We start from the raw sequence: 22,026 nt of genomic DNA, 5'->3' as shown, positions 1-22,026 counted from the left end.
CGGACCCCAGTTTGACCGCAACCGCGACCAGCCTTGATCCCAGAACCACGCTTGCCCGGCCCGATCTGGCTGAACAGGCGCTGGAAGGTGTCGTGCGTGCGAAACTCTTCAGGGCGACGCGGGCGATGCGCTGTGTCGTGCCGCTGGCCGATATCGCAGCCGGGCCGACGGGCGCGGAAGCCCCAGTTGATCAGATCATTTTCGGCGAAGCGTTCGACGTTCTGGATGTTCAGGGCGACCGCGTCTGGGGCAAGGCCCGGCGCGATGGTGTGGTCGGCTGGATCGACCGGACTGCGCTGGAGGAGGGGGCTCCGCTGGCCGAAGCCATCGTCACCTCCGTGTCTGCCGAACTGCCCCTGAACGCCTTCGTCGGCGAGGACAACAAGACCGGTGCGTCCGCTCCCATCGGTGTATTCGCGGCGGACCCCGTGGACGTGGCCGAGCGGTTGGTCGGCGTGCCGCATGTTCTGGGCGGTCGCTCTTCACAAGGCACGGACTGCTGCGGCCTGATCCAGCAGGCGCTCTATGCCTGCGGCCTGGCCGCCCCTCGCTATGCCGACCAGCAGGCCGAGCTGGGACATGCCGTGGACGCCTCGTCTGCTCGCCGAGGTGATCTGGTGATATGGCTCAAGGCCGATGAGACGCCCTGGCGCGGGCATTCGGCGTTTGTGCTGGACGACGGGCGTGTGCTGCATGCCACCGGCCACCATGGCGCAGTCGTCATCGAACCGCTGGTCGAGGCCGTGTCGCGCTATATCGCCGACGGGTTTGCGGCCCCGATCTATCGCCGCCTGTAAGCCGCCGCACCAAAGCGTGAGGCCGCAACGCCTTGGCTTTGGCGTCCGTGGTCACTAGGTTCCGCTCCGTCAGCGGCGAGCATACGCCGCACCCCCAATCAGGAGACGGCCCATGACCGACGCAAAGCAGATCGATCTGGATAACCCCCTCGGCGTCGACGGCTTCGAGTTCGTAGAGTTCACCGGTCCTAACGGGGCCGAGATGATCTCCAAGCTGGAGCTGATGGGTTTCACCCAGACGCATGTGAACCCCAAGACCGATGTGGTTCGCCTGAAGCAGGGCGACATCAGTTTTCTGGTCCATCGTTCGGACAAGGTCGGTCAGGCCGCCGAGTTTGCGCGCGACCACGGCCCGTCGGCCAACGGCATGGCCTTCCGCACCGGAGATGCCAAGGCCGCCTATGAAGGCGCTTTGTCTCGCGGTGCCCGTGCGGCCGAAGGGGTCGCCGGCGGAGCTCTGGGCGACGACTATCCCTACATCCTGCAAGGCATTGGCGGCTCGCTTCTGTATGTCGTGGATCAGTACGGCGAGAAGGGCTCGCTGTACGATGGTTGGGACGAGATCGAGGGCTGGGAAGAGGCCGAGCGCAAGAACTCCTACGGCCTGGAAATCCTGGACCACCTGACCCACAACGTCCGTCGCGGCGAGATGCGGACCTGGTCCGGCTTCTACAACTCGGTCTTCAACTTCGAGGAACAGAAGTATTTCGACATCAAGGGCAAGGCGACCGGCCTGTTCAGCCAGGCCATGATCGCGCCGGACCGCGCCATCCGCATCCCCCTGAACGAAAGCCAGGACGACAACTCCCAGATCGAGGAATATCTGCGTCGCTACAACGGTGAGGGCATCCAGCACATCGCCCTGACGACAGAGGACATCTTCGCGACGGTGGAGGCCATGAAGGCCAATGGTGTTGCGTTCCAGGACACCATCGAGACCTATTTCGAGCTGATCGACAAACGCCTGCCCAACCACGGGCATGACGTGGAGCGTATGCGCAAGAACCGCATCCTGATCGACGGCTCGGACGAGGAGGGCCTGCTCCTGCAGATATTTACCCAGGACACCTTCGGCCCGATCTTCTTCGAGATCATCCAGCGCAAGGGCAACGAGGGCTTTGGCAACGGCAACTTCCAGGCCCTGTTCGATTCCATCGAGCTGGACCAGATCCGTCGGGGTGTGATCAAGGTCGATGCCTGAATGAAAGGGCCGCCACCGGGCTGGCTGCCCTGGCTGGGTCCGCCCCTGGCAGGGATCGGTGCGGGGCTGACCGGTGCCTGGATCGAGGGGGGGTTCTGGCCGGCACTGGCCGGAGCTCTCGTCCTCGGCTTCGTCCCCATGGGCGTCTATCGCCTCTGGAAATGGGCCTATGAGCGAAACAGCTAAGGTGCCCGTTCAGATTGTATAAAAACAACTCCGGATAGTCTCTCTGGCGCGGTCTGTGCAAGGCTGCGCCTGCAAGGGCCGGTCAGGCCCAGAATGAGACGGAGCTGCGTCGTGTCGATCCGGGCGGTCACAGAGGCCGACTATCCCGCCATCCAGACCCTTCACAAGGGCGTGGGCTGGCCGACGCGGTCCCTGGCGGGGTGGCGGTGGCTGCATGCCAATCCCGCAAGATCGGAAATCGACGCCGTCGCGGGCTGGGTCGTCGACGGTCCCGACGGCCTGCCTGCTGCCCACGTGGGCAATCTAATCCATCGCTTTCGGGTGGGTGATCGACAGCTTCATGCGGCGACGGGCTTTTCGATCATTGCCTCGCCGAAGGTGCGCGGGGTGGCGCATCGTATCATCCGCACCTTCCTGGCTCAGCCCCGGGTGTTCGCCACCTATACCTTCAATGCCAACCCCAAGTCTCAGCCCCTGTACGGCCGGCTGGGTATGCGGCCCTGGCCCGAACAGACCCATGCGCTGAAGCTGAGCTGGCGGATAGACCTTCCGGCCCTGGCGATAGGTCGCGGACTGCGCCAACTTCATCGCGTCGCGCCGGACATGGTGGTCCGCATGGGCGAGCAGTTGATGAACGACCGCCTGGGGCGGGTGCCACGTCTGCGCCTGCCGCCCGGCGTATCGATCCTGAGCCGTATCGGTGAGGGCTCGCCCTATGACCGCTTCCAGCAAGCATTGGGGCGCGAGGGGCGTCTTCTGGCCGACCGCAGCCCGGCCATGATGAAATGGCGGCTCGCCGACCCAGACATGACCACGCCGCCCCTGCTGCTGGCCTTCCGGCGCGGTGATGTGATCACCGGCTATGCGATGGCCCAGATGGCCAAGTCGAACATCATCGAAGTGCCGGTGCTGGAGATCATCGACCTCGAAGCCCTGGCCTGGGACGACGAGGCTATTCCCTCCCTGATGAAGGCTCTGACCGATGCGGCGCGTCCGCTGGGTGCCGCCAAGGTGCGGATGCAGGTGGTCAGTCCGCAGATGCTGACGCGGCTGGGCAACTGGGCTCAAAGCGCCGCGCGTGAGGGCGGCTGGGGCCACTGTCACATCCGCTTCGCCGAGGATGCCCCGTCGCCCGAGCTGTGGTCGCCCACGCCGTTCGATTCCGACTATGCGATCTGCCTGCGGCCCCTGCCGTTGGATGCCAGGGTCGCCGGACGCATCCGATCCTGGGTGCCAGTGTCGTCCAGCCCCTCGCGCGCCTGACGTCCTAGTTCAGCGGGCGCGATTTCAGGGCGTCGCGGATTTCGGTCAGCAGGGCCTCGCTGGTGGTCGGTGCCGCCGGTTCGGCCGGCGTTTCCGCCTGTTTGCGGCGCAGCTTGTTGATCGCCTTGACCACCAGGAAGATCACGAAGGCCACGATCAGGAACTGGATCAGGGTGTTGATGAAGGCCCCGTACTGGATGGCGACCTTCTCGATCTCCTCGGTCGCGGGGTTTTCGGCGACCAGCACCCATTCCAGATTGCTGAAGTCGACCTTGCCCAGCAAAAGGCCGATCGGCGGCATCACCACCTGTTCGACCAGGCTGGTGACGATCTTGCCGAAGGACGCGCCGATGATGACGCCGACCGCCAGATCGACGACGTTGCCGCGTGCGATGAATTCCTTGAACTCGGTGCCGATGCCCATGAGGTCGTCCTTTGATGTCAGAAGGTCAGGCGTCGCCTGAGGCGTTCAGCCGCTCGCGCAGCTCCTTGCCACTCTTGAAGAAGGGGACCGCCTTGGCGGGCACGTCCACGGCCTCACCCGTGCGGGGGTTGCGACCGGCACGTGCGGGACGGCTGCGCACCGAAAAGGCCCCGAAGCCGCGCAGTTCGACGCGGCCCGCCGATCCCAGGGAATCGACCATCCGGCCCAGAACGACATTGACCACCCGCTCGACCTCGGCATGCGTGAGATGGGTATTCTCCGCGGCGAGTTTCTCGATCAGCTCGGATTTGATCACGGCAAGGCCCCCGCCTCAGTCAGTGGATCGGACCGCTTGAACGGGCCAAGTCGATCATTAGTCACAACAATACGCCCGAAGGGAAGGGGTGGACACGAAAAAGGCGGCGGGATCGCTCCCGCCGCCTCGTTCTTTTTTGGCCTAATGCTCAAGCCGCGGGCTTTCGCTGCTTGAGGCCGACTTTGGCCTATCGCCCGGACCATGGGCCCTCGCGGTCAGGCCGGTCGGCGACTACTCCTTGGAGCCGGCCTTCTCGCGCAGGGCGGCACCCAGGATGTCGCCCAGCGAAGCGCCCGAGTCGGAGGAGCCGAACTGTTCGATGGCCGCAGCTTCGTCCTTCATTTCCAGGGCCTTGATCGACACCGAGACGCGGCGCGAGGCCTTGTCGATTCCGGTGACCATGGCGTCCACACGATCGCCGACCGAGAAGCGCTCGGTGCGCTGCTCGTTGCGGTCGCGGGACAGGTCGGACTTGCGGATAAAGGAGGACACCGGGGCGTCATCCTCGCCGAACTTGACTTCCAGGCCGCCGGTTTCCACCGCCGTCACGGTGACGGTGACCTGCTGGCCCTTCTTGTAGACATCGCCCTCGCCGACGGGGTCGCCGCCCAGCTGCTTGATGCCCAACGAGACTCGTTCTTTCTCGACGTCAACGTCCAGGACCTTGGCCTTGACGGTTTCGCCCTTGCGGTAGCGCTGGATGGCTTCTTCGCCCGAGACGTTCCAGTCCAGGTCGGACAGGTGCACCATGCCGTCGATGTCGTTGTCCAGGCCGATGAACAGGCCGAACTCGGTGGCGTTTTTGACCTCGCCCTCGACGGTCGAGCCGATCGGGTTGGCGGCCACGAAGGCATCCCACGGATTGTCCTGAGCCTGCTTCAGGCCCAGCGAGATGCGGCGCTTGGAGGCGTCGACATCCAGAACCACGACGTCGACTTCCTGCGAGGTCGAGACGATCTTGCCCGGGTGGACGTTCTTCTTGGTCCAGGACATTTCCGAGACGTGCACCAGGCCCTCGACACCGGCTTCCAGCTCCACGAAGGCGCCGTAGTCGGTGATGTTGGTGATGCGGCCGCTCATCTTGGCACCAACCGGATATTTGGCTTCCACGCCGTCCCACGGGTCGGTCTGCAGCTGCTTCATGCCCAGGCTGATGCGCTGGGTGTCCGGGTTGATCTTGACGACCTGAACCTTGACGGTGTCGCCGACGGCGAGAACCTGCGACGGGTGCGAGACGCGCTTCCACGACATGTCCGTCACGTGCAGCAGTCCGTCGATGCCGCCCAGATCCACGAACGCACCGTAGTCGGTGATGTTCTTGACCACGCCTTCGCGGACTTCACCCTCTTGCAGTTGGCCGACCAGCTCCGTGCGCTGTTCGGCGCGGGCTTCTTCCAGGATCGCACGACGCGAGACGACGATATTGCCGCGCGGACGGTCCATCTTCAGGATGGCGAAAGGCTGTTCCTTGCCCATCAGCGGACCGACGTCGCGCACAGGGCGGATGTCGACCTGCGAGCCGGGCAGGAAGGCGGAAGCGCCGCCCAGGTCGACGGTGAAGCCACCCTTGACGCGACCGATGATGGCGCCGTTGACCGGCACGCCTTCGGCGAAGACGACTTCCAGACGGGTCCAGGCTTCTTCGCGGCGAGCCTTGTCGCGGCTGATGACGGCTTCACCCAGGGCGTTCTCGACGCGCTCGAGGTAGACTTCGACATTGTCGCCGAGCTTCGGAATGACGGCGCCTTCGCCGATGCCGAATTCGCGGGCCGGGATGCGGCCTTCGGTCTTCAGACCGACGTCGATGATCAGGATGTCTTTCTCGATGCCGACGACGCGGCCGTGAACGACCTGGCCTTCGCCGAGGTCGCGGCCCTGAAGGGTTTCGTCAAGCAGGGCGGAGAAGTCGTCGCGGGTAGGGGTGAGCGTATCAGTCATGCAGTGATGCGGTTTCTAACGGTTGTGGCGCGTGACCGAATGGCCCCGCGCGAGGTGAAGGTTGAACAGGGGTCGATCATTGCGACACGGGGCCAGATGACCCGATCGCCCGCGGAAGCCGAGGTTAGGAACGCTGGATTTGCCGAAAGGCCCCTAGAGACCCGACCGGACACGCGCCGCCTCGACGATACGGCGGGCCGCATCGAAGGCCGCCTCTATATCCATTTCGGTCGTGTCCAGCAAGACCGCGTCCTCGGCCTGGATCATGGGGGCCGCGCCGCGACCGGCGTCGCGCTCGTCCCGCCTCAGGATATCGGCCAGCATGTCCTCATAGGCGATGGCGTCGCCGCGTGCGGTCAGTTGCTTCCAACGACGCGTAGCCCGCACCTCGGGCGTGGCGGTGACATAAAGCTTGGCCGGGGCATGGGGGGCAATGACGGTGCCGATGTCGCGTCCGTCCAGCACTGCGCCGCCCGCCTGGCCCGCAAACTCGCGCTGGAGTTCCAGCAGGGCCGCTCGCACGCCGGGATAGCCGGCGATGCGGCTGGCAGCTTCCCCCGCCTCGCCTGTAGTCAGTTGGGGATCGTCAGACAGGCGCGCGGCGTCGAGGTTGCGGGCGACGGCCTCTGCCGCCCCGGCATCGTCCAGCGAAGCGCCGCTGGCCATGACGCCCATGCCGACGGCGCGGTACAACAGGCCGGTATCCAGAAACGGCAGGCCGTAGTGTGCCGCCAACCGTGCGGCGATGGTGCCCTTGCCCGAGGCAGCGGGGCCGTCGACGGCGATGATCAAACTCATGGGCGGGCCTTCAACAGGGCACGTGCCGCCAGGGCGCTGACGGCCAGGCAGATCAGGACGATCACGATGTGAACGATCAGCAGGCTCCAGAACGCACCCGGCTGATCGGCCAGCAGCACATCCGGACCGCGCTGGACCGTCAATCGCCCGTTGAAGATGTCACGCAGCCCCGCCCAGGCCACGACGCCGGCCGCCGCCAGGAACAGAACAGCGTCCAGGGCCAGTCGGCCCTTCGACTTGGGGCGGGTGTGGACGGGCGGATCGATCCTGTTGGGTTTCCACATCACGCGACCTCCATGTTTGCGCCCAAGCCCTGCATCATCTCGACGAAGCCGGGGAAGCTGGTGGCGATCATGCCGGGTTCGTCGACGGTGACGGCGGCTTGCGCGGCCAGGCCGAGCACCAGATGGCTCATGGCGATGCGGTGGTCGCCGTGGGTGGTCACGGTCGCACCGCCCCGGACCGGTCCGCCGGTGACGATGAAGCCCTCAGGCTCTTCCTGCACCTTCATGCCGCAGGCGGTCAAGCCCGCCGCCATCAGGGCGATGCGGTCGCTCTCCTTGACGCGCATCTCGCCGATCCCGCGCATGACGGTGGCCCCCTCCGCAAAGGCGGCGGTGGCGGCCAGGACAGGGTATTCGTCGATCATGGAGGCGGCTCGGCTCTCCGGTACCGCGATACCTTTGAGGCGCGAATGGCGGGCGGTGATGTCACCCACCTCCTCGCCACCACTGCTGCGGCGATTGGTGATGGTCAGGTCAGCCCCCATCTCTAACCAGGTGTCGAACAGACCGGTGCGCAGGGGGTTCAGCATGACGCCCTCGACCGTCACCTCGGCGCCCGGCACGATCAGTCCCGCTGCCAGAGGAAACGCCGCCGACGACGGATCGCCGGGCACGGAAACGGCGGTGCCGGTCAGCCTCTGGCCACCTTTCAGTGAGACGCGCCAGCCGCCGCCGATCGGCTCGACGTCCACCTCGGCCCCGAAGGCCCGCAGCATGCGCTCGCTGTGATCGCGGCTCTTTTCCGGTTCTGTCACGGTGGTCGTGCCCGACGCATTCAGTCCGGCGAGCAGGATGGCGGACTTGATCTGGGCCGAGGCGACGGTCTGCTCATAGTCGATGGCGTTCAATGACCCGCCCGACAGGGTGACGGGCAACCGGTCTTCCTCGGCCTGCCAGTCCAGATACGCACCCATCTCGGCCAGCGGCCCTGTGACCCGCTTCATTGGCCGTTTCCGCAAGCTCGCATCGCCGTCGAACGTCACCGTGATCGGATAGCCCGCCGCTGCCCCCATCAGCAGCCGCACACCCGTCCCGGCATTGCCGCAGTCGATGATCTGATCCGGTGTCACGAAGCCGCCCCGGCCTTCGACCCGCCAACGACCGGCTCCCAATCGTGTGACCGTAGCGCCGAAAGCCTCGACCGCGCGGGCGGTGGCCAGGATGTCTTCGCCTTCAAGCAGGCCTTCGACTTCGGTCGTCCCGGTCGCCATGGCCCCCAGGATCAGCGACCGGTGCGAAATGGACTTGTCGCCCGGAGCCCGCACGGACCCGTTCAGGGCAGGCCCGGGACGGGCGGTCAGATGGAAGGTTGTCGTCACCCGGCGGTCTCCGTGACAGGCTTTGCGGCGCGGGCGCGCGGAGATGGCTTTTGACAGTGGGGCCAAGGGGTGGCAAGGGAGCCGCCCGATTTCCCACTCCCGCCAAAGGTCTATTCCCGTGGCCAATCCCGAACTGGGCCAAAAGCAGGTCTGCCCGAACTGCCAGGCCAAATTCTATGATCTGGGCCGTCGCCCGGCTCATTGCCCCAAATGCGCGACCGAATTTGATCCCGAGGAAGCGCTGAAACTGCGCAACCGTCGCGGTCGCCCGGCCGGCTATCCCGCCGACGACGAGGCCGAGGATCAGGTCAAGGACAAGAAGGTCGACGGTGACGAGGACGACGAGGAAGACGAAACCGTCGCAACACCCGAAATCGACCAGGAAGGCCACGAGCCGATCCTGACGCCGGACGACGACGACGACGAAACGCCGGTCGATCCCACCGAAGAGTCCGGCATGGGTGAAGCCAGCGACGACGACGATGTTCTGGCCGACGACGATGACGACGACGACTCCGTCCCCTTCATCGAGGACGAGGACGACGACAATTTCGAAGACGAGATCCGTCCGCCCAGCAAGGACGAAGACTGATTTTTCGGCGGCTGCCGGACGGTTTCGCGACCGTCCGGCGACCCTGAAAATAAATGCGGAATACGGGCTTGATCGCAATCAGGCCCTGACATAGGTTCCGCCGCCTCGCCGCAGGGCATCTTGCTTCTGCGACGGTCCTTTCGAAAAGCCATTGGCTTGAGATCGGGGCTTTAGCTCAGCTGGTAGAGCGCTTGCATGGCATGCAAGAGGTCAGCGGTTCGACTCCGCTAAGCTCCACCATAAAGGCCGCTTCCCTCAAGGAAGCGGCCTTTTCCATATGCGCCATTGTGCCGGCGATCAGGCGCTTGATGAACAGCGCCCGACATCCCATCTGTAAGGTGCAGTCGATAGTCTCGCCGGTTTCGGGGGACTGTTAGGGCTGGGTCGCTTTCGCAAGGACCGGATCAGGATGACGACACGCACAATATTGTTCGACAGCCCGTTTCTGCTGGGCTTCGATCACACCCGGGCCCAGATCGACCGCGCCGCGCGTGCCGCCGCCGACAGCTATCCGCCCTACAACGTCGAACAGCGGGGTGAGCGGGCGGTGCGCATTACCTTGGCCGTGGCTGGATTCGGCCCGGACGATCTGACCGTCACCGTCGAAGGTCGACAGCTGACCATTGCGGGCAAGCGCGAAGCTTCTGCGCAGGCGGATCAGGCCTTCCTGCACCGGGGCATCGCCGGGCGTGGCTTCGTTCGCAGCTTCGTCCTGGCTGACGGGCTGGAGATCGATGAGGCGCGGTTGGAGCACGGCCTGTTGCATGTCGACATGAGCCGCCCCGAGGGCACCCATGCGGTGCGACAAATTCCCATCACGACGGGCTGACAGCCGTCGTTCATGTCCGGTCGCCGACAGTGGGGCCGAACCTTTCGCCCTTCTGGGGCATTGTAGCGTTGAGGAGGCGGTCAGATGACGCCCATGAGAATGACAAAGGAAGATTTCGCCGGCCTGGGTGCGCCCGACCTGGTGTATGTGCGCGAGATCAGCGCCGCCGACCTGCTGGCCGATGCCCGCGTCAATGTGGTGGACGATGTGAGCATCGATCCTGAATCCACCTTGTACGCCGTTCACGGTGCGGACGGCGAACGTCTGGCCGTCATGATCGATCGAGAGACGGCCTTTGCCGCTGCCGTGGCCCACGAATTGGAGCCGGTGTCCGTTCACTAGAATCCGTGGGAGTGGTCAGGCCGCTGTGGCGGGAGCTGTGTCCCTGACGAACAGGGCCCGGATGGCATCTGCGGTGTGGGCCTGACGAAGCTGCTGGCGCATCTCTGACGAACGCAGGGCACGCGAGGCGGCGGCCAGAGCTCTTAAATGTTCGGCACCATCACTTGGTGGGGCGAACAGGGCGAAGATCAGGTCGACAGGACGGTCGTCCACCGCATCATAGGCCACCGGGGTATCCAGGCGGACGAAGACGGCGACGACCCGCTCCAGACCCTCTACGCGCGCGTGGGGCACGGCAACGCCGGAGCCCAAACCTGTTGATCCCAGAGCCTCGCGTTCGAGCAGGGACTCAAGAACACGGTTTTCGTTCAGGCCCAACGCCCGGGCGGCTGTGTCGGCCACTGTATGCAGGGCTTGCCGCTTGGACGATGCGCCCGAACGCAGGACGACACCATCGGTCGCCAGCAGTTGTGCGATATCCATTAGACGCGACGTCCCGAAACTCGACCACGAACAGAAGGGCGGTGGGCGGCCCTTAGACCACCCACCGCCGATTTGAAAGCTTAGGCGCTTGCTTCGCCCGTTGCGGCTGTCTTCCCGTGACCATTCAAAGCCACGGTGCGCTCGGGGTCGATCCATCCGACGTTGCCGTCCGGGCGCCGATACACGACCGATAGTCCGCCGTGGGCCGCATTGCGGAACAGCACCAGCGGATAGCCGGTCATGTCCAGTTCGAGAACAGCCCGGCCCACGGTGATGGTGCGGATTTCGGCCTGGGTTTCGGCGATGACCATGCCGATGGGCGGAGGCTCATCCGGACGTCCGGCCTCACCAAAGGCATCGTCCTCGACCTCGTCAGGATTGCGAAGGACAATGCTACGCGCCACGTCACGGGCGGCATTTTCGGTCTTCTCAGGCGAGAGGCCCTTGGGTCCGATGTGGTGATCCTTCAGGCGGCGCTTATAGCGACGGACACGCTTTTCGAGTTTCTCGAGCGAGTCAGAGAAGGCTGCGTGCGCATCACCACCGCTGCCACTGGTGACGATGGCCTCTCCCGACGCCAAGCGGACCCAGCAATCGACCTTGAAGCCGTATCCGTCCTTGGAGACGACGACTTCAGCGTCCTGTGCCCCTCGTTCGAAATACTTGCCGATCCCGTCTTCGAGTTCCTGGGAGATGCGCGAGCCTAACGCTTCGCCGACATCCACACGCTTTCCGCTTACCTGGATTTGCATACCCGACAGAACGCGCCCGACTGATTTTGGTGTCAACGCCGAACGACGATTTCACGGTCACGCTTACGCGATCAACTAGCCGGTTCGGCCCATCCGCTTGCGCTCGACCGAGGACGGAATTCTCAAGGCTTCCCGGTATTTGGCTACGGTGCGGCGGGCGATGTCGATCCCGGTTTCATTGAGTATTTCGACGATGCGGTCGTCCGACAGGATGTCGCCGTCACGCGTCTCGTTGTCGATCATGGCCTTGATCCGATGACGGACGGCTTCGGCCGAGTGAGTGGCCCCGCCGTCGGACGACTGGATGGAGGCCGTGAAGAAGAATTTCAGCTCGAACACCCCGCGCGGGGTGGAGACATATTTGTTCGAGGTGACGCGGCTGACGGTGCTTTCATGCATGCCGATGGCGTCGGCGACGGTCTTGAGGTTCAGCGGCCGCAGGAACTCGACGCCGAAGGCCAGGAAAGCATCCTGCTGGCGTACGATCTCGGATGATACCTTCAGGATCGTCTTGGCCCGCTGATCCAGCGACTTGACCAGCCAGCTGGCCTGGGCCGCGCATTCGGCGACGAAGGTCTTTTCGGTATCGGACCGCGCGCCCGCCTGGACCACGCCGTGATAGCGCTTGTCCATGATCAGACGGGGCAGGGTGTCGGCGTTCAGCTCGACCTTCCAGCCGCCCGCAGGATCGGCGCGCACATGGACGTCGGGAATGACGGTCTGGGCCGGTTCGCCGCCGAAGCCTGCGCCAGGCCGCGGCGTCAGGGCCTTCAGCTCGGCGATCATCTCGGCCATGTCCTCGGCATCGACACCGCAGGCCTTCTTCAGCGCCGTCAGATCGCGCCGGGCCAGCAGATCGAGATTTTCCAGCAGGCAATCCATCGCCGGGTCGAACCGGTTGCGCTCGATCAGCTGCAGCTTCAGACACTCGGGCACCGACCGCGCCATGATCCCGGTTGGCTCGAACCCGTGACAGGTCGCCAGAACGGCCTCGATCCGATCCAGCGATACACCCAGACGATCTGAAATCTCGGCCAGCTCGCCACGCAGATAGCCGCCCTCGTCCACCGCATCGATCAGCGTCAGGGCGATGGCGTGATCTGAGGCGGAGAACCCCGCCTGGGACGCCTGCATCTGCAGATGTTCCCACAGTGTGGCGTCGCGGGTGTCGGGCTGTTCGCGGCCTTCGCCGTCGGGCAGGCCACCGCCCGATCCGGCGCGGGACCAGTCGTTCAGGCCGGGCTGGGCTTCGCCAGTGCCGACGTCCTCCATTCGATCGCCGGTGCGCTCTCCGGGACTGGCGTCGCCGTAAACGTCGTCCGAGCGGGCATCCAGTGTTCGGTCCGCATCCTGAACCCGGCCCTCGTCGAAGGTCATCTCAGCGGTGTCACGATCGCCCGCCCTTTCGGAAGGCACCTCGGTCTCACCGCCGGGCTCGCCGTCCTCGCGCTGAAGCAGGGGGTTCTTTTCCAGCTCGGCCTCGACGAAGGCGTCCAGCTCCAGGTTGGACAACTGCAGAAGCTTGATGGCCTGCTGCAGCTGGGGCGTGATGACCAGACCCTGGCCCTGCCGAATATCCAGCCTTTGTCCGAGCACCTGGAACCTGTCCCCCGCTGTCCGTGACCGACGTGGCCCGAAACTTGCTGTGGCCACCTTGTGGCCAGACCGGTTAACGAGCGGCTACCGCCTCAGCCAAACTCTGCCGCGCCCCGCTGGATCATGTCCTGCACCACCGGGTCCATCAGGCAGCCGACCACTTCCAGATCATAGGCGTCCTCTGCCGCTTCCAGACTGGTCAGCCTGGGCAAGCGGACGGGACGTAGAGACCTCAGGCGATACTCAGCCTTCAGTACTGCGCCATGCGCGTTGATACGCTCCAGCAATTCCAGCCGGACCCCGGCCTGGCTTTTCAAAAGGGTATTTCTGACGGCCATCGTCGCCTCCCTGATGTGGCGAGGATGACACGGCGTTCGGCGAATGTGGAGTCACGGCGTGGTGAAGGGCCCGATAGCAAAACAGGCCGTCAGCCGTACATGTCGCCCAGGTAGACGCGGCGGACTTCGGGGTCGCGGATCACGTCTTCGGCCTTGCCTTCGAACAGGACCGAGCCGCCGGAGATGATCGAGGCGTGGTCGATGATTTCCAGGGTCTCGCGTACATTGTGGTCGGTGATCAGCACGCCGATGCCCTGGCCCGCCAGATAGCGGATGACCTGGCGGATGTCGGCGATGGCCAGGGGGTCGATGCCGGCAAAGGGTTCGTCCAGCAGCATGAAGCTGGGCCGTCCGGCCAGGGCGCGGGCGATCTCGCAACGGCGCCGCTCCCCGCCGGACAGGCCGGACGCGGGGGCGTGGCGCAGGTGGTCGATGCGTAGCTCGTTCAACAGTCGGCTGGTCTCGTCGGCGATGGCCTTGCTGCCGGTGTGATGCAGTTCGACGACGGCGCGGACGTTCTGCTCGACCGTCATGCCACGGAAGATGGAGGCTTCCTGCGCCAGATAGCCCAGGCCCATGCGCGCGCGCTGATACATCGGCTGGGCGGTCACATCCTCGCCATCCAGCCAGATGGAGCCGCTGTCCGGCGGGATCAGGCCGGTGATCATGTAGAAACAGGTGGTCTTGCCCGCACCATTGGGCCCCAGCAGGCCGACGACCTGACCGCGCTGAACATCCAGGGACACGTCCTGCACGACCTTACGCTGGCCGAAGGCACGAGCGATGTTGCGCACGCGCAGGCCCTTGGTCGCTTCCGGCGCAGGCGCGTCGTCCACCGCTAGCGGCGTCTCCAGCACATTCAGGGCTGACAGTTCCTTGCGCGCCATGCGTCAAGCCGAGCCGCTAGGCTCAGTTCCCCGTGCTGCTGGGGTAGAAAACGCCCTGAACGCGACCGTTGGAGCCGCCTTCCAGCCGCGCCGATTCCGTGCGGGTATTGTAGGTCAGGCGCGATCCGGTGGCGACGTTCTGCCCTTGCGTCAGGATGACGTCGCCCGTGACCACGATGGTGTCATTGCCAGTTGTATAGACGGCGCGGTCGCCGCGGATCGTCTGGTCCGGCGTGACGAAATAGACGTTGCCAGTCGCTTCCATGCGGCTGTCGCTGGTCTGGCTGAAGCCGGCCAGCCGGTCGGCGCGCAGTCGGTTCTGGCCCTGGATCAGTTCGGCCCGCCCGATCAAGGTCAGGGTGTCGCCCTCATACTGGACGTCGTCGGACGACCAGGCGATCGGTGCATCGGCGTTGTTCGGTGCTGTCTGGGCATCGCCCAGGGTCGGGACGCCTAGGGCGGCCAGCAAGACGATGGCTGCGGCGGTGAGGGGTCTGGTCATGCTCATGGATCCGAACGCGACGGGTTGAAGGTCCCGCGCACCTTGTTATCGCCCGTGCCGCTGAACACGACCCGGTCACCCTGTTCATAAATGGCATAGGACGAAGCGTTGATGGTTCCAAGGGGGCCTGTGCCCTGAACGCCCTTGTTGCCTGTCACGATGCCGGTCGAGGTGTCGACCACAGCCTCTGGCGTGATCATGGTGAAGCCCGAGCCGCCGTCGGCAATCCGCACATTGGGGCCGATGGTGACGGTCTTGGCGACCTGATCATAGGTGCCGCCGTCGGCCGTCAGTTCGGTGACCTTTCGGCCGCCCAGATTCAGCCTCAGCGCAGGGCCGACCAGGCGGAAACGGCCCGTCTCTGGGTCACGGATCGCGCCCTTGGCCCCGATGACGAAGCTGCGACCCTCCGCGTCCTGGCCGTGGAACATCGGGTTATCCAGGCGGACCTCGTTGCTGGCCCCGGCCTGGCGTTCGACGTCCGACATGACGGTGCGCAGGACGATCCAGCTGATGGTGCCGCCCGCCAGCACCAGAATGACGACCGGCAGCACCCGGCGCAGCAGACGAACCCGGCGCGAGCGCGCGCGAAAGGCCGCAGCCGTCGCGGCGACGCGGGCCTCGTCATCCTGATTGCGAATGTCGTCGGAGGGGGTCATCAGGTGTGCGCGAAGATGTCCATCTCGTCCCAGCCGGCCAGATCCAGGGCGGACCGCGTCGGCAGGAAGTCGAAGCATTTGCGGGCCAGCTCGGTGCGTCCCTCGCGCTCCAGCATCATGTCCAGCCGCGTCTTGGCGGCATGCAGATAAAGGACATCAGAGGCGGCGTAATCGAGTTGGGCCTGCGTCAGCTCGGCATTGCCCCAGTCGCTGGACTGCTGGGCCTTGGACAGATCGACGCCGACCATCTCGCGCACGACATCCTTCAGACCATGCCGGTCCGTATAGGTGCGGGCCAGTTTGGAGGCGATCTTGGTGCAGTAGACGGGCCGGGTCTCGACTCCCAGATGCAGCTGGAACATGCCGATGTCGAAGCGCCCGAAGTGGAAGATCTTGGTCACTGCCGGATCGGTCAGCACCCGCTTCAGGTTTGGACAGTCATAGGCGGGGCGGTTCAGGCGCACGACGTGGGCGTCGCCATCGCCGGACGACAGCTGGACCACGCACAGCGGGTCGCGGCGAAAGCGCAGGCCCATAGTCTCGGAATCGATCGCGACCTCGGGGCCCAGGTCCAGGTCGTCGGGCAGGTCGCCCTGATGCAGATAGACGGTCATACCTTCCCGTAAACCAGCCGGGGCTTTGAGGCGATAGGCAGAGATGTCGTCAGTGAAGGCCGGAAACGAAAACGGCGCCGCACCTTTCGATGCGACGCCGTTCGAATGATTGGTGCCCAGGAGAGGACTCGAACCTCCACGACATTTCTATCACTGGCACCTGAAGCCAGCGCGTCTACCAATTCCGCCACCTGGGCCCGGATGTCGCCGCGCCGGGGCGCGTTTCCATCTGGAAGGCGCGGACCCTTAAGGCAGGGTCCGGGGCGGGTCAACAGGGTTTTCATCCGATTGCGTTGCGAGCGGCGGGCGCATCGTCTAATCCCCGGCGCAGCAAGGGTTCGGCCAGATATGTCCGCCCGGTTTCGCGTCGTCCTCGGAGCAGTTCGCCATGAACGAAGTCACCCCCGGCCTGGTCACCGTCTTCGGCGGCTCCGGCTTCGTCGGCAGTCAGGTGGTCCGTGCGCTGGCCCGTCGTGGCTGGCGGGTGCGAGTGGCCGTGCGCCGCCCCGATCGCGCCTATGACCTGAAGCCTCAGGGTGACGTCGGCCAGATCGTCGCCGTCCGCTGTGACGCGACGCGGCCCGACGACGTCGCCGCCGCGCTGAAAGGTGCCGATGCCGCCGTCAATCTGATCGGCATCCTGTATGAAAGCGGCAAGCGGTCCTTCGAGGTCATGCATGTCGATACCTCGCGCATCATCGCCGAGGCCTGTGCGGCGGCGGGGGTCGATCGCCTCGTCCAGATGTCGGCCATCGGAGCCAATCCGGAAGGCGCGTCCGACTATGCGCGGACGAAGGCCGAAGCCGAAATGACCGTGCGGGCGGTGAAGCCGGACGCAGTCATCGTGCGGCCCTCCATCGTCTTCGGGGCAGGCGACAACTTCCTGAACCAGTTCGCCCGCATGGCCCAGTTCGCCCCGGCACTGCCCCTGATCGGTGGCGGCCAGACGAAGTTCCAGCCGGTCTATGTCGGCGACGTGGCCGAGGCCGTGGCGCGTGCCGTCTCGTTGCGCGAAGCGGCTGGCCGTACCTTCGAACTGGGCGGACCGGCGGTCATGACGTTCGAGGATCTGCTGAAACTGGTTCTGCGCGAGACCTATCGTCCGTCACGCGGTCTGATCCCTCTGCCGTTCCCGATCGCCAAGATGATCGGCGGCATGGCCCAGCTCAGCACCATGGTCGGCATCCCGCCGGTCCTGACACGCGATCAGGTCGTTCTGCTGGAGACCGACAATGTCGTCGCCGACAGCGCCGAGGGTCTGTCGGCCCTGGGCATCGAGCCGACGGGCGTGGAGGCGATCGCCGCCTCCTATTTGTGGCGCTATCGCGATGGAGGCCAGTTCGCCTCGGCCCCGGTGAAGACCACGCCGGTCTAGGGTCAGCCCACTCCGCCCCAGATCAGGCCCAGGCCGATCACGCCGACCACGATCCGCCACCAGGCGAAGGGCGCAAAGCCGTGCCGGCTGACAAAGTCCAGCAGGAAGCGCACCACGAACAGGGCCGTCACGAAGGCGACGACGAAGCCCAGGCCGATCAGGCCGAAGTCGCTGAAATCCAGATCGCTCCAGCTCTTGAACAGGTCATAGGCGACGGCCCCGCCCATGGTCGGCAAGGCCAGGAAGAAGGTGAACTCGGCCGCCGATCGCTTGTCTGTGCCCAGCAGAAGGCCGCCCGCGATGGTCGCACCCGAGCGCGAAACGCCGGGAACAAGGGCCAGACACTGGAACAGGCCGATCAGGCCGTAGACCCGCATCGGATAGGTGTTCACATCCAGATAGGTCGGGACCTTCTTCATCCGGTCCAGCAGCAGCAGCAGGACCCCCCCCACGATCAGGGCGATGCAGACGACGGTCGGCGTCTCGAACAGGACCGCCTTGATGAAATCGTACAGAAACACCCCGGCGAAGGCTGCCGGCAGAAAGGCCAGCAGGACGCCGAGGATGAAATGCCGCGCCTTCGGATCGTGCGGCCAGCGCGTGGCCAGGGCCCAGAGGCGCTGGAAATAGACCGTCACGATCGCCAGAATGGCCCCCAGCTGGATCACGATCTCGAAGGTCTTGCCCTCGCTCTCGAAGCCCAGGAAGTGGCCCAGCAGCAGCAGGTGGCCAGTCGAGGAGACGGGGATGAATTCGGTCAGCCCCTCGACGATGCCCAGGATGATCGCCGCGATCCAGTCCGCCATGATGCCGTCAGCCTCTTGTCGCGGCACGTGCGCCGCCGCCCAGCCTTTAGCCAGACTGCACCGGATAGGCGAGCCGTCGATTGCACCTCGTGGCACCACGTCACCTTGGCAGCGCGTCTGCTTTCCGCGACAAGGCAGCGATGACTTCCACCCCTTCGTCCGAGGCACAGATCGTCACCCGTGACATTACCCGCCTCGCGGTGGGCGTGGCCGTGGTACTGATCGTATTGAAGGCCTTCGCCCTCGGTGCGTCGGGGTCGGTGTCCATCCTGGCGTCGCTGGCCGATTCGACGCTGGATCTGGTGGCATCCTTGGCGACCTTCTTTGCCGTGCGCTGGGCCGCCGCGCCCGCCGATGACGATCACCGCTATGGGCACGGCAAGGGCGAGGCCCTGGCGGCTCTGGTTCAGTCGGGCCTGGTGTTCGCCTCGGCGGTCTTCATCGGCTTCGAGGCCGTCCAGCGCATGTTCGACCCGCAGCCGGTTACATCCGGTGTGGCGGGCGTGGTGGTCATGCTGATCTCGATCGGTCTGACAGGCTGGCTGATCTGGATGCAGTCGCGGGCCATGCGGCGCAGCGGTTCGCTGGCCGTCGCGGCTGACCGCGCCCACTACGCCAGCGATCTAGCGGCCAATGGCGTGGTCTTGATCGGGGTGATTTCCGGCAGCTTCCTGTCGGCCCCGGGTCTGGATGCGGCGGCGGGGCTGGTGGTGTCGGTCTGGCTGTTCTGGGGCGCGATCGGCATTCTGAGACATGCGTCCGATCACCTGCTGGACCGCGCTGCGCCCGAAGAGCAGCGTAAGGCCATCGTCGTCGCCGTTCTGTCCGACCCGCGCATCTCGGGCCTGCACCAGTTGCGGACCCGGATGGCTGGAACCGTTTTGATGATCCAGATGCATGTCGATCTGGATCCCGGCCTGACCCTGGTCGCGGCCCATGACATCGTCGTCGAGGCCGAGGATCGTCTGCGTGTCGCCTTCGCGGGGGCCGACGTCCTGATCCATGCCGACCCGCGCGGTCGTACGCGGCCCGACGATCCGGCGGCGATGGTGCCGGCCAGCACGGGTCCGTGGGCCTGATGTTCGCGTTCGGTCAACGGCATAGCTAACGCGGGCTTAACATCCCCGGTCGCATAAGGGCCGGATGTCGGACCCCGTCCTGTATCATTTTGCCTTCGACCCCGCCTCGCGCAGCGTGCGTCTGGCGCTGGGCGAGGCCAAGGTCGCGGTGGTCGAAACGGCCGTTCGTCCGTGGGAAGACGATTGCCCGGTCGGTCCGCTGAACCCGTCCGGCATGCCGCCTGTCCTGCAAGTCAGCGAGCATGGCCGCCCCCTGACCCTGTGCGAACCCGCCGCCATTCTGGGTTGGCTGGAGGATCGCGCCAAGGGCGATTTCCTGATGCCGACGGATGCCGCCGAGCGGGCCGAGACGCGCCGCCTGATCGGCTGGTTCGACCGCCGCTTCACCGACGACGTCAATGCCGTCTTGCTGCACGAGCGGATGGAAAAACCCCTGCTGCGTCTCGGCCCGCCCGAGGCCCGCGCCCTGCGCGCTGGTCGCGAGTCGCTCCGCACCCACCTGACCCTGCTGGAAGAGTTGCTGTCCCAGCGCGACGCCCTGGCCGGACGCCGGATCGGCCAGGCGGACCTGGTCGCGGCCGCCCATATCTCGGTGCTGGATTACTTCGGCGAGATCGCCTGGGCGGCCTATCCGGGCCTGAAGACCTGGTACATGAAGCTGAAGTCACGGCCATCGTTCCGGCCGCTGCTGGCGGATCGCTTTCCGGGCGTGGCCCCGTCGCCCCACTATGTGGACCTCGATTTTTAATCTCCCCCTTCCGCTCATCCCGGCGAAAGCCGGGACCCAGTCCTGTCCAGTGTGATGGCGGCGTTTCTGGATAGGCGATGTTGGTCATCTTCAATGTTGTTCATCCAAAGCACTGGGTCCCGGCTTTCGCCGGGATGAGCGGTGTGTGAGAGAGCAGGGATGACCGGCGACTTCCGCGACACCATCCGCACCGCCGCCAGCGCTCTGGGTTTCGATGTCTGCCGTTTCGCCTCGGCGTCGGAGCCGTGGAGTGCGGGCGAGCGGCTGGCGCATTTCGTCGAGGCGGGGCGGCATGGCGACATGGGCTGGATGGAAACGACGCTGGAGCGGCGCGCCCACCCCACCGCCATGTGGGACGGGGCGAGGACGGCCATAGTTCTGGGCCTCAACTACGGGCCGGGGCATGATCCCTTGCCGGAGATGGCCGACCCCGGAGCAGGATACATATCGGTCTATGCGCGGGGCGACGACTATCACGAGGTCATCAAGGGGCGGCTGAAGACCCTGGCTGGTCAGGTGGCGGCGCGGACGGGGCAGGACGTGAAAGTCTTCGTCGATACCGCGCCGTTGATGGAGAAGCCGCTGGCCCAGCGGGCGGGCCTGGGCTGGCAGGGAAAGCACACCAATCTGCTGAGCCGTGACCACGGCAACTGGCTGTTCCTGGGCGTGATCCTGAGCGCCGCCGAGATCGCGCCGGACGCACCGGAGACAGAGCATTGCGGCTCCTGCACCGCCTGTCTGGATGCCTGCCCGACGCAGGCTTTCCCAGCGCCATTCCAGCTGGATGCCCGGCGGTGCCTGTCCTATCTGACCATCGAGTTCGCCGGTCCCTGGCCGGTGGAGTTCCGCACGGCGACCGGCAGCCGGATCTACGGCTGCGACGACTGTCTGGCCGTTTGTCCGTGGAACAAATTCGCGTCCGAAGCCCATGAGGGGCGGGTGAAGGCGCGAGAGGCGCTGGTGTCACCGCGTCTGGCCGATCTGGCGACACTGGACGACGCGGCTTTTCGGGCGCTGTTCTCCAAGAGCCCGGTCAAGCGGATCGGGCGGGATCGGTTTGTTCGCAATGTGCTGTACGCTATCGGCAACAGCGGTGACCCGGCCCTGGTGTCGGTGATCGAGCCGCTGCTGGTGGACCCGGCACCAGTGGTTCGAGGCTCTGCCGTGTGGGCCCTGTCGCGGCTGCTGGCACCGGAGGCCTTTGCCCTGCTGGCCTTGCATCACGCGGACGATGAGGACGCATCGGTTCGGAACGAATGGGAGTTGCCGAACGCTGACACCTGACGTGGATCAGGAGTGTCGGATGCGATTGCTGTTGCTGGCCCTGGCCTTTCTGAGTGTGGCCGGACCGGCCCTGGCCGAGGTCACCCTGTCTTTCTATGCCCATCCCGGGGCTCGAGTGCGGGGCGGCTATCTGTTGTTTCCGCATGCCTATGTGCAGGCGACCGGCACACTGGAGGCGACGGGCGAGCCGGTGGACTGGGCCGCCGGGTTCACCGCCCGCAGCCCCGGGCCGCAGCTGCTGTTCGTCTCCGGACGCGGCGTGGTGGCCAGCCCGGACGCCCGGTACATCGACGAGGGCAAGGGCTATCTGACCGTGACTGTCAGCGACGAAGTCTATGCCGCCATCCGTGCACGAGCGGACTGGTGGAACGGGCCGGAGGGGTGGACCTACGACCTGCGCCGCCGAAACTGCATTACCTTCATCGCCGACTTGATCCGGATGGCGGGGCTGGCGACGGGGCGCGAGCCGTCGATGAGCCCGGGCCGGTTCTTCGAGGAGACAGCGGCGCTGAACCCCGACGCACCATTCCGGCCGCTCTCCGTGCCAGAGCAGGTGTCGATGGCCCCACTGCCGGAAGCCATCGACAACGTTGACGAGGTGGCCCCCTAGATCT

Annotated in this window: 27 protein-coding genes and 2 tRNA genes; 13 read left to right on the top strand and 16 right to left on the bottom strand. The window is 65.5% G+C overall.

All coding sequences use genetic code 11. From position 1 onward, the window contains the following. Nucleotides 1–11 precede the first annotated feature (11 nt). From AC4PRM_RS03520 to AC4PRM_RS03505, 4 genes are all read left to right on the top strand, one after another. Entirely contained in the window at nucleotides 12–797 is a 786-nt protein-coding gene (locus AC4PRM_RS03520) for a C40 family peptidase (RefSeq protein ID WP_492038796.1), read from the top strand. A gap of 112 nt (nucleotides 798–909) precedes the next feature. Then, on the top strand, nucleotides 910–1,998 hold the full coding sequence (hppD, locus tag AC4PRM_RS03515; RefSeq protein WP_492038795.1) for a 4-hydroxyphenylpyruvate dioxygenase: 1,089 nt from the start codon (nucleotides 910–912) through the stop codon (nucleotides 1,996–1,998). Then, on the top strand, nucleotides 1,999–2,184 hold the full coding sequence (locus AC4PRM_RS03510) for a hypothetical protein (protein ID WP_373256194.1): 186 nt from the start codon (nucleotides 1,999–2,001) through the stop codon (nucleotides 2,182–2,184). A gap of 111 nt (nucleotides 2,185–2,295) precedes the next feature. Continuing rightward, the gene (locus AC4PRM_RS03505; RefSeq protein WP_492038794.1) at nucleotides 2,296–3,447 is read left to right on the top strand and encodes an N-acetyltransferase; all 1,152 of its coding nucleotides are present in this window, start codon (nucleotides 2,296–2,298) and stop codon (nucleotides 3,445–3,447) included. Nucleotides 3,448–3,451: 4 nt separating this feature from the next. On the opposite strand, the gene mscL is transcribed toward AC4PRM_RS03505, so the two are convergent. The 6 genes from mscL to aroA form a co-directional block, all read right to left on the bottom strand. Beyond that, complete coding sequence (mscL, locus tag AC4PRM_RS03500; protein WP_373256192.1) at nucleotides 3,452–3,871, bottom strand: large-conductance mechanosensitive channel protein MscL; 420 nt, start codon at nucleotides 3,869–3,871, stop codon at nucleotides 3,452–3,454. 25 nt (nucleotides 3,872–3,896) lie between these two features. Continuing rightward, nucleotides 3,897–4,187, bottom strand: coding sequence for an integration host factor subunit beta (locus tag AC4PRM_RS03495; protein WP_292173720.1), 291 nt, complete (start codon nucleotides 4,185–4,187; stop codon nucleotides 3,897–3,899). A 231-nt stretch (nucleotides 4,188–4,418) separates the two neighbouring features. After that, a complete protein-coding gene (gene rpsA / locus AC4PRM_RS03490; RefSeq protein WP_373256191.1) occupies nucleotides 4,419–6,125 on the bottom strand; it encodes a 30S ribosomal protein S1 in 1,707 nt (568 codons plus the stop codon). 153 nt (nucleotides 6,126–6,278) lie between these two features. Beyond that, nucleotides 6,279–6,923, bottom strand: coding sequence for a (d)CMP kinase (gene cmk / locus AC4PRM_RS03485; RefSeq protein WP_492038793.1), 645 nt, complete (start codon nucleotides 6,921–6,923; stop codon nucleotides 6,279–6,281). Further along, nucleotides 6,920–7,207 carry a hypothetical protein gene (locus AC4PRM_RS03480; protein ID WP_492038792.1) on the bottom strand — a complete coding sequence of 96 codons (288 nt, stop codon included), beginning with the start codon at nucleotides 7,205–7,207 and terminating at the stop codon, nucleotides 6,920–6,922. The genes cmk and AC4PRM_RS03480 overlap by 4 nt, the downstream gene beginning before the upstream one ends. Further along, entirely contained in the window at nucleotides 7,207–8,526 is a 1,320-nt protein-coding gene (gene aroA / locus AC4PRM_RS03475; RefSeq protein ID WP_492038791.1) for a 3-phosphoshikimate 1-carboxyvinyltransferase, read from the bottom strand. The genes AC4PRM_RS03480 and aroA overlap by 1 nt, the downstream gene beginning before the upstream one ends. A gap of 118 nt (nucleotides 8,527–8,644) precedes the next feature. Here aroA and AC4PRM_RS03470 point away from each other — a divergent pair, with 118 nt between their 5' ends. The 4 genes from AC4PRM_RS03470 to AC4PRM_RS03455 all read left to right on the top strand — a co-directional run bounded on the left by AC4PRM_RS03470 (nucleotide 8,645) and on the right by AC4PRM_RS03455 (nucleotide 10,289). Then, entirely contained in the window at nucleotides 8,645–9,118 is a 474-nt protein-coding gene (locus AC4PRM_RS03470; protein ID WP_373256188.1) for a TIGR02300 family protein, read from the top strand. A 164-nt stretch (nucleotides 9,119–9,282) separates the two neighbouring features. After that, nucleotides 9,283–9,358: transfer RNA gene (locus AC4PRM_RS03465), tRNA-Ala, on the top strand. Between the two features lie 169 nt (nucleotides 9,359–9,527). After that, nucleotides 9,528–9,947 carry an Hsp20 family protein gene (locus AC4PRM_RS03460; RefSeq protein ID WP_373256187.1) on the top strand — a complete coding sequence of 140 codons (420 nt, stop codon included), beginning with the start codon at nucleotides 9,528–9,530 and terminating at the stop codon, nucleotides 9,945–9,947. Nucleotides 9,948–10,031: 84 nt separating this feature from the next. Then, nucleotides 10,032–10,289, top strand: a complete 258-nt coding sequence (locus tag AC4PRM_RS03455) for a DUF1150 family protein (protein ID WP_373256186.1) — start codon at nucleotides 10,032–10,034, stop codon at nucleotides 10,287–10,289. A gap of 15 nt (nucleotides 10,290–10,304) precedes the next feature. On the opposite strand, the gene ptsN is transcribed toward AC4PRM_RS03455, so the two are convergent. The 9 genes from ptsN to AC4PRM_RS03410 all read right to left on the bottom strand — a co-directional run bounded on the left by ptsN (nucleotide 10,305) and on the right by AC4PRM_RS03410 (nucleotide 16,317). Continuing rightward, entirely contained in the window at nucleotides 10,305–10,772 is a 468-nt protein-coding gene (gene ptsN, locus AC4PRM_RS03450) for a PTS IIA-like nitrogen regulatory protein PtsN (protein WP_492038790.1), read from the bottom strand. 80 nt (nucleotides 10,773–10,852) lie between these two features. Further along, a complete protein-coding gene (gene hpf / locus AC4PRM_RS03445; protein WP_373256184.1) occupies nucleotides 10,853–11,524 on the bottom strand; it encodes a ribosome hibernation-promoting factor, HPF/YfiA family in 672 nt (223 codons plus the stop codon). A 75-nt stretch (nucleotides 11,525–11,599) separates the two neighbouring features. Then, a complete protein-coding gene (gene rpoN, locus AC4PRM_RS03440) occupies nucleotides 11,600–13,120 on the bottom strand; it encodes an RNA polymerase factor sigma-54 (RefSeq protein WP_492038789.1) in 1,521 nt (506 codons plus the stop codon). Nucleotides 13,121–13,212: 92 nt separating this feature from the next. Next, on the bottom strand, nucleotides 13,213–13,458 hold the full coding sequence (locus tag AC4PRM_RS03435) for a hypothetical protein (RefSeq protein WP_373256182.1): 246 nt from the start codon (nucleotides 13,456–13,458) through the stop codon (nucleotides 13,213–13,215). A gap of 89 nt (nucleotides 13,459–13,547) precedes the next feature. Next, nucleotides 13,548–14,345 (bottom strand): LPS export ABC transporter ATP-binding protein, encoded by a 798-nt coding sequence (gene lptB / locus AC4PRM_RS03430; protein ID WP_492038788.1) that lies wholly within the window; start codon nucleotides 14,343–14,345, stop codon nucleotides 13,548–13,550. Nucleotides 14,346–14,367: 22 nt separating this feature from the next. Then, on the bottom strand, nucleotides 14,368–14,847 hold the full coding sequence (locus AC4PRM_RS03425; protein ID WP_373256180.1) for an LptA/OstA family protein: 480 nt from the start codon (nucleotides 14,845–14,847) through the stop codon (nucleotides 14,368–14,370). 2 nt (nucleotides 14,848–14,849) lie between these two features. Beyond that, the gene (lptC, locus tag AC4PRM_RS03420) at nucleotides 14,850–15,506 is read right to left on the bottom strand and encodes an LPS export ABC transporter periplasmic protein LptC (RefSeq protein WP_492038787.1); all 657 of its coding nucleotides are present in this window, start codon (nucleotides 15,504–15,506) and stop codon (nucleotides 14,850–14,852) included. Next, nucleotides 15,506–16,120, bottom strand: a complete 615-nt coding sequence (locus tag AC4PRM_RS03415) for a ribonuclease D (protein WP_373256178.1) — start codon at nucleotides 16,118–16,120, stop codon at nucleotides 15,506–15,508. Before AC4PRM_RS03415 ends, lptC begins: the two co-directional genes overlap by 1 nt. Before the next feature lie 110 nt (nucleotides 16,121–16,230). Continuing rightward, a tRNA-Leu gene (locus tag AC4PRM_RS03410) sits at nucleotides 16,231–16,317 on the bottom strand. A gap of 191 nt (nucleotides 16,318–16,508) precedes the next feature. Between AC4PRM_RS03410 and AC4PRM_RS03405 the strand changes: the two genes are divergently transcribed. Beyond that, a complete protein-coding gene (locus AC4PRM_RS03405) occupies nucleotides 16,509–17,495 on the top strand; it encodes a complex I NDUFA9 subunit family protein (protein ID WP_492038786.1) in 987 nt (328 codons plus the stop codon). A gap of 2 nt (nucleotides 17,496–17,497) precedes the next feature. Here AC4PRM_RS03405 and AC4PRM_RS03400 read toward each other — a convergent pair whose 3' ends face one another. Continuing rightward, complete coding sequence (locus tag AC4PRM_RS03400) at nucleotides 17,498–18,301, bottom strand: undecaprenyl-diphosphate phosphatase (protein ID WP_373256783.1); 804 nt, start codon at nucleotides 18,299–18,301, stop codon at nucleotides 17,498–17,500. 140 nt (nucleotides 18,302–18,441) lie between these two features. On the opposite strand from AC4PRM_RS03400, the gene AC4PRM_RS03395 reads away from it, so the two are divergent. The 4 genes from AC4PRM_RS03395 (at nucleotide 18,442) to AC4PRM_RS03380 (ending at nucleotide 22,022) form a co-directional block, all read left to right on the top strand. Continuing rightward, nucleotides 18,442–19,380 carry a cation diffusion facilitator family transporter gene (locus AC4PRM_RS03395; RefSeq protein ID WP_492038785.1) on the top strand — a complete coding sequence of 313 codons (939 nt, stop codon included), beginning with the start codon at nucleotides 18,442–18,444 and terminating at the stop codon, nucleotides 19,378–19,380. A 64-nt stretch (nucleotides 19,381–19,444) separates the two neighbouring features. Next, on the top strand, nucleotides 19,445–20,128 hold the full coding sequence (gene fzlA, locus AC4PRM_RS03390) for an FtsZ-binding protein FzlA (RefSeq protein WP_373256175.1): 684 nt from the start codon (nucleotides 19,445–19,447) through the stop codon (nucleotides 20,126–20,128). A gap of 159 nt (nucleotides 20,129–20,287) precedes the next feature. Continuing rightward, the gene (gene queG / locus AC4PRM_RS03385) at nucleotides 20,288–21,412 is read left to right on the top strand and encodes a tRNA epoxyqueuosine(34) reductase QueG (protein ID WP_373256174.1); all 1,125 of its coding nucleotides are present in this window, start codon (nucleotides 20,288–20,290) and stop codon (nucleotides 21,410–21,412) included. A 19-nt stretch (nucleotides 21,413–21,431) separates the two neighbouring features. Further along, entirely contained in the window at nucleotides 21,432–22,022 is a 591-nt protein-coding gene (locus AC4PRM_RS03380; protein WP_373256173.1) for a hypothetical protein, read from the top strand. Nucleotides 22,023–22,026: the final 4 nt, after the last annotated feature.

This window comes from Brevundimonas sp. DW-iso22, assembly GCF_058725425.1.
Note: the sequence above shows the minus strand (reverse complement) of the source record. Positions and strands in the feature narration are given on the sequence as shown.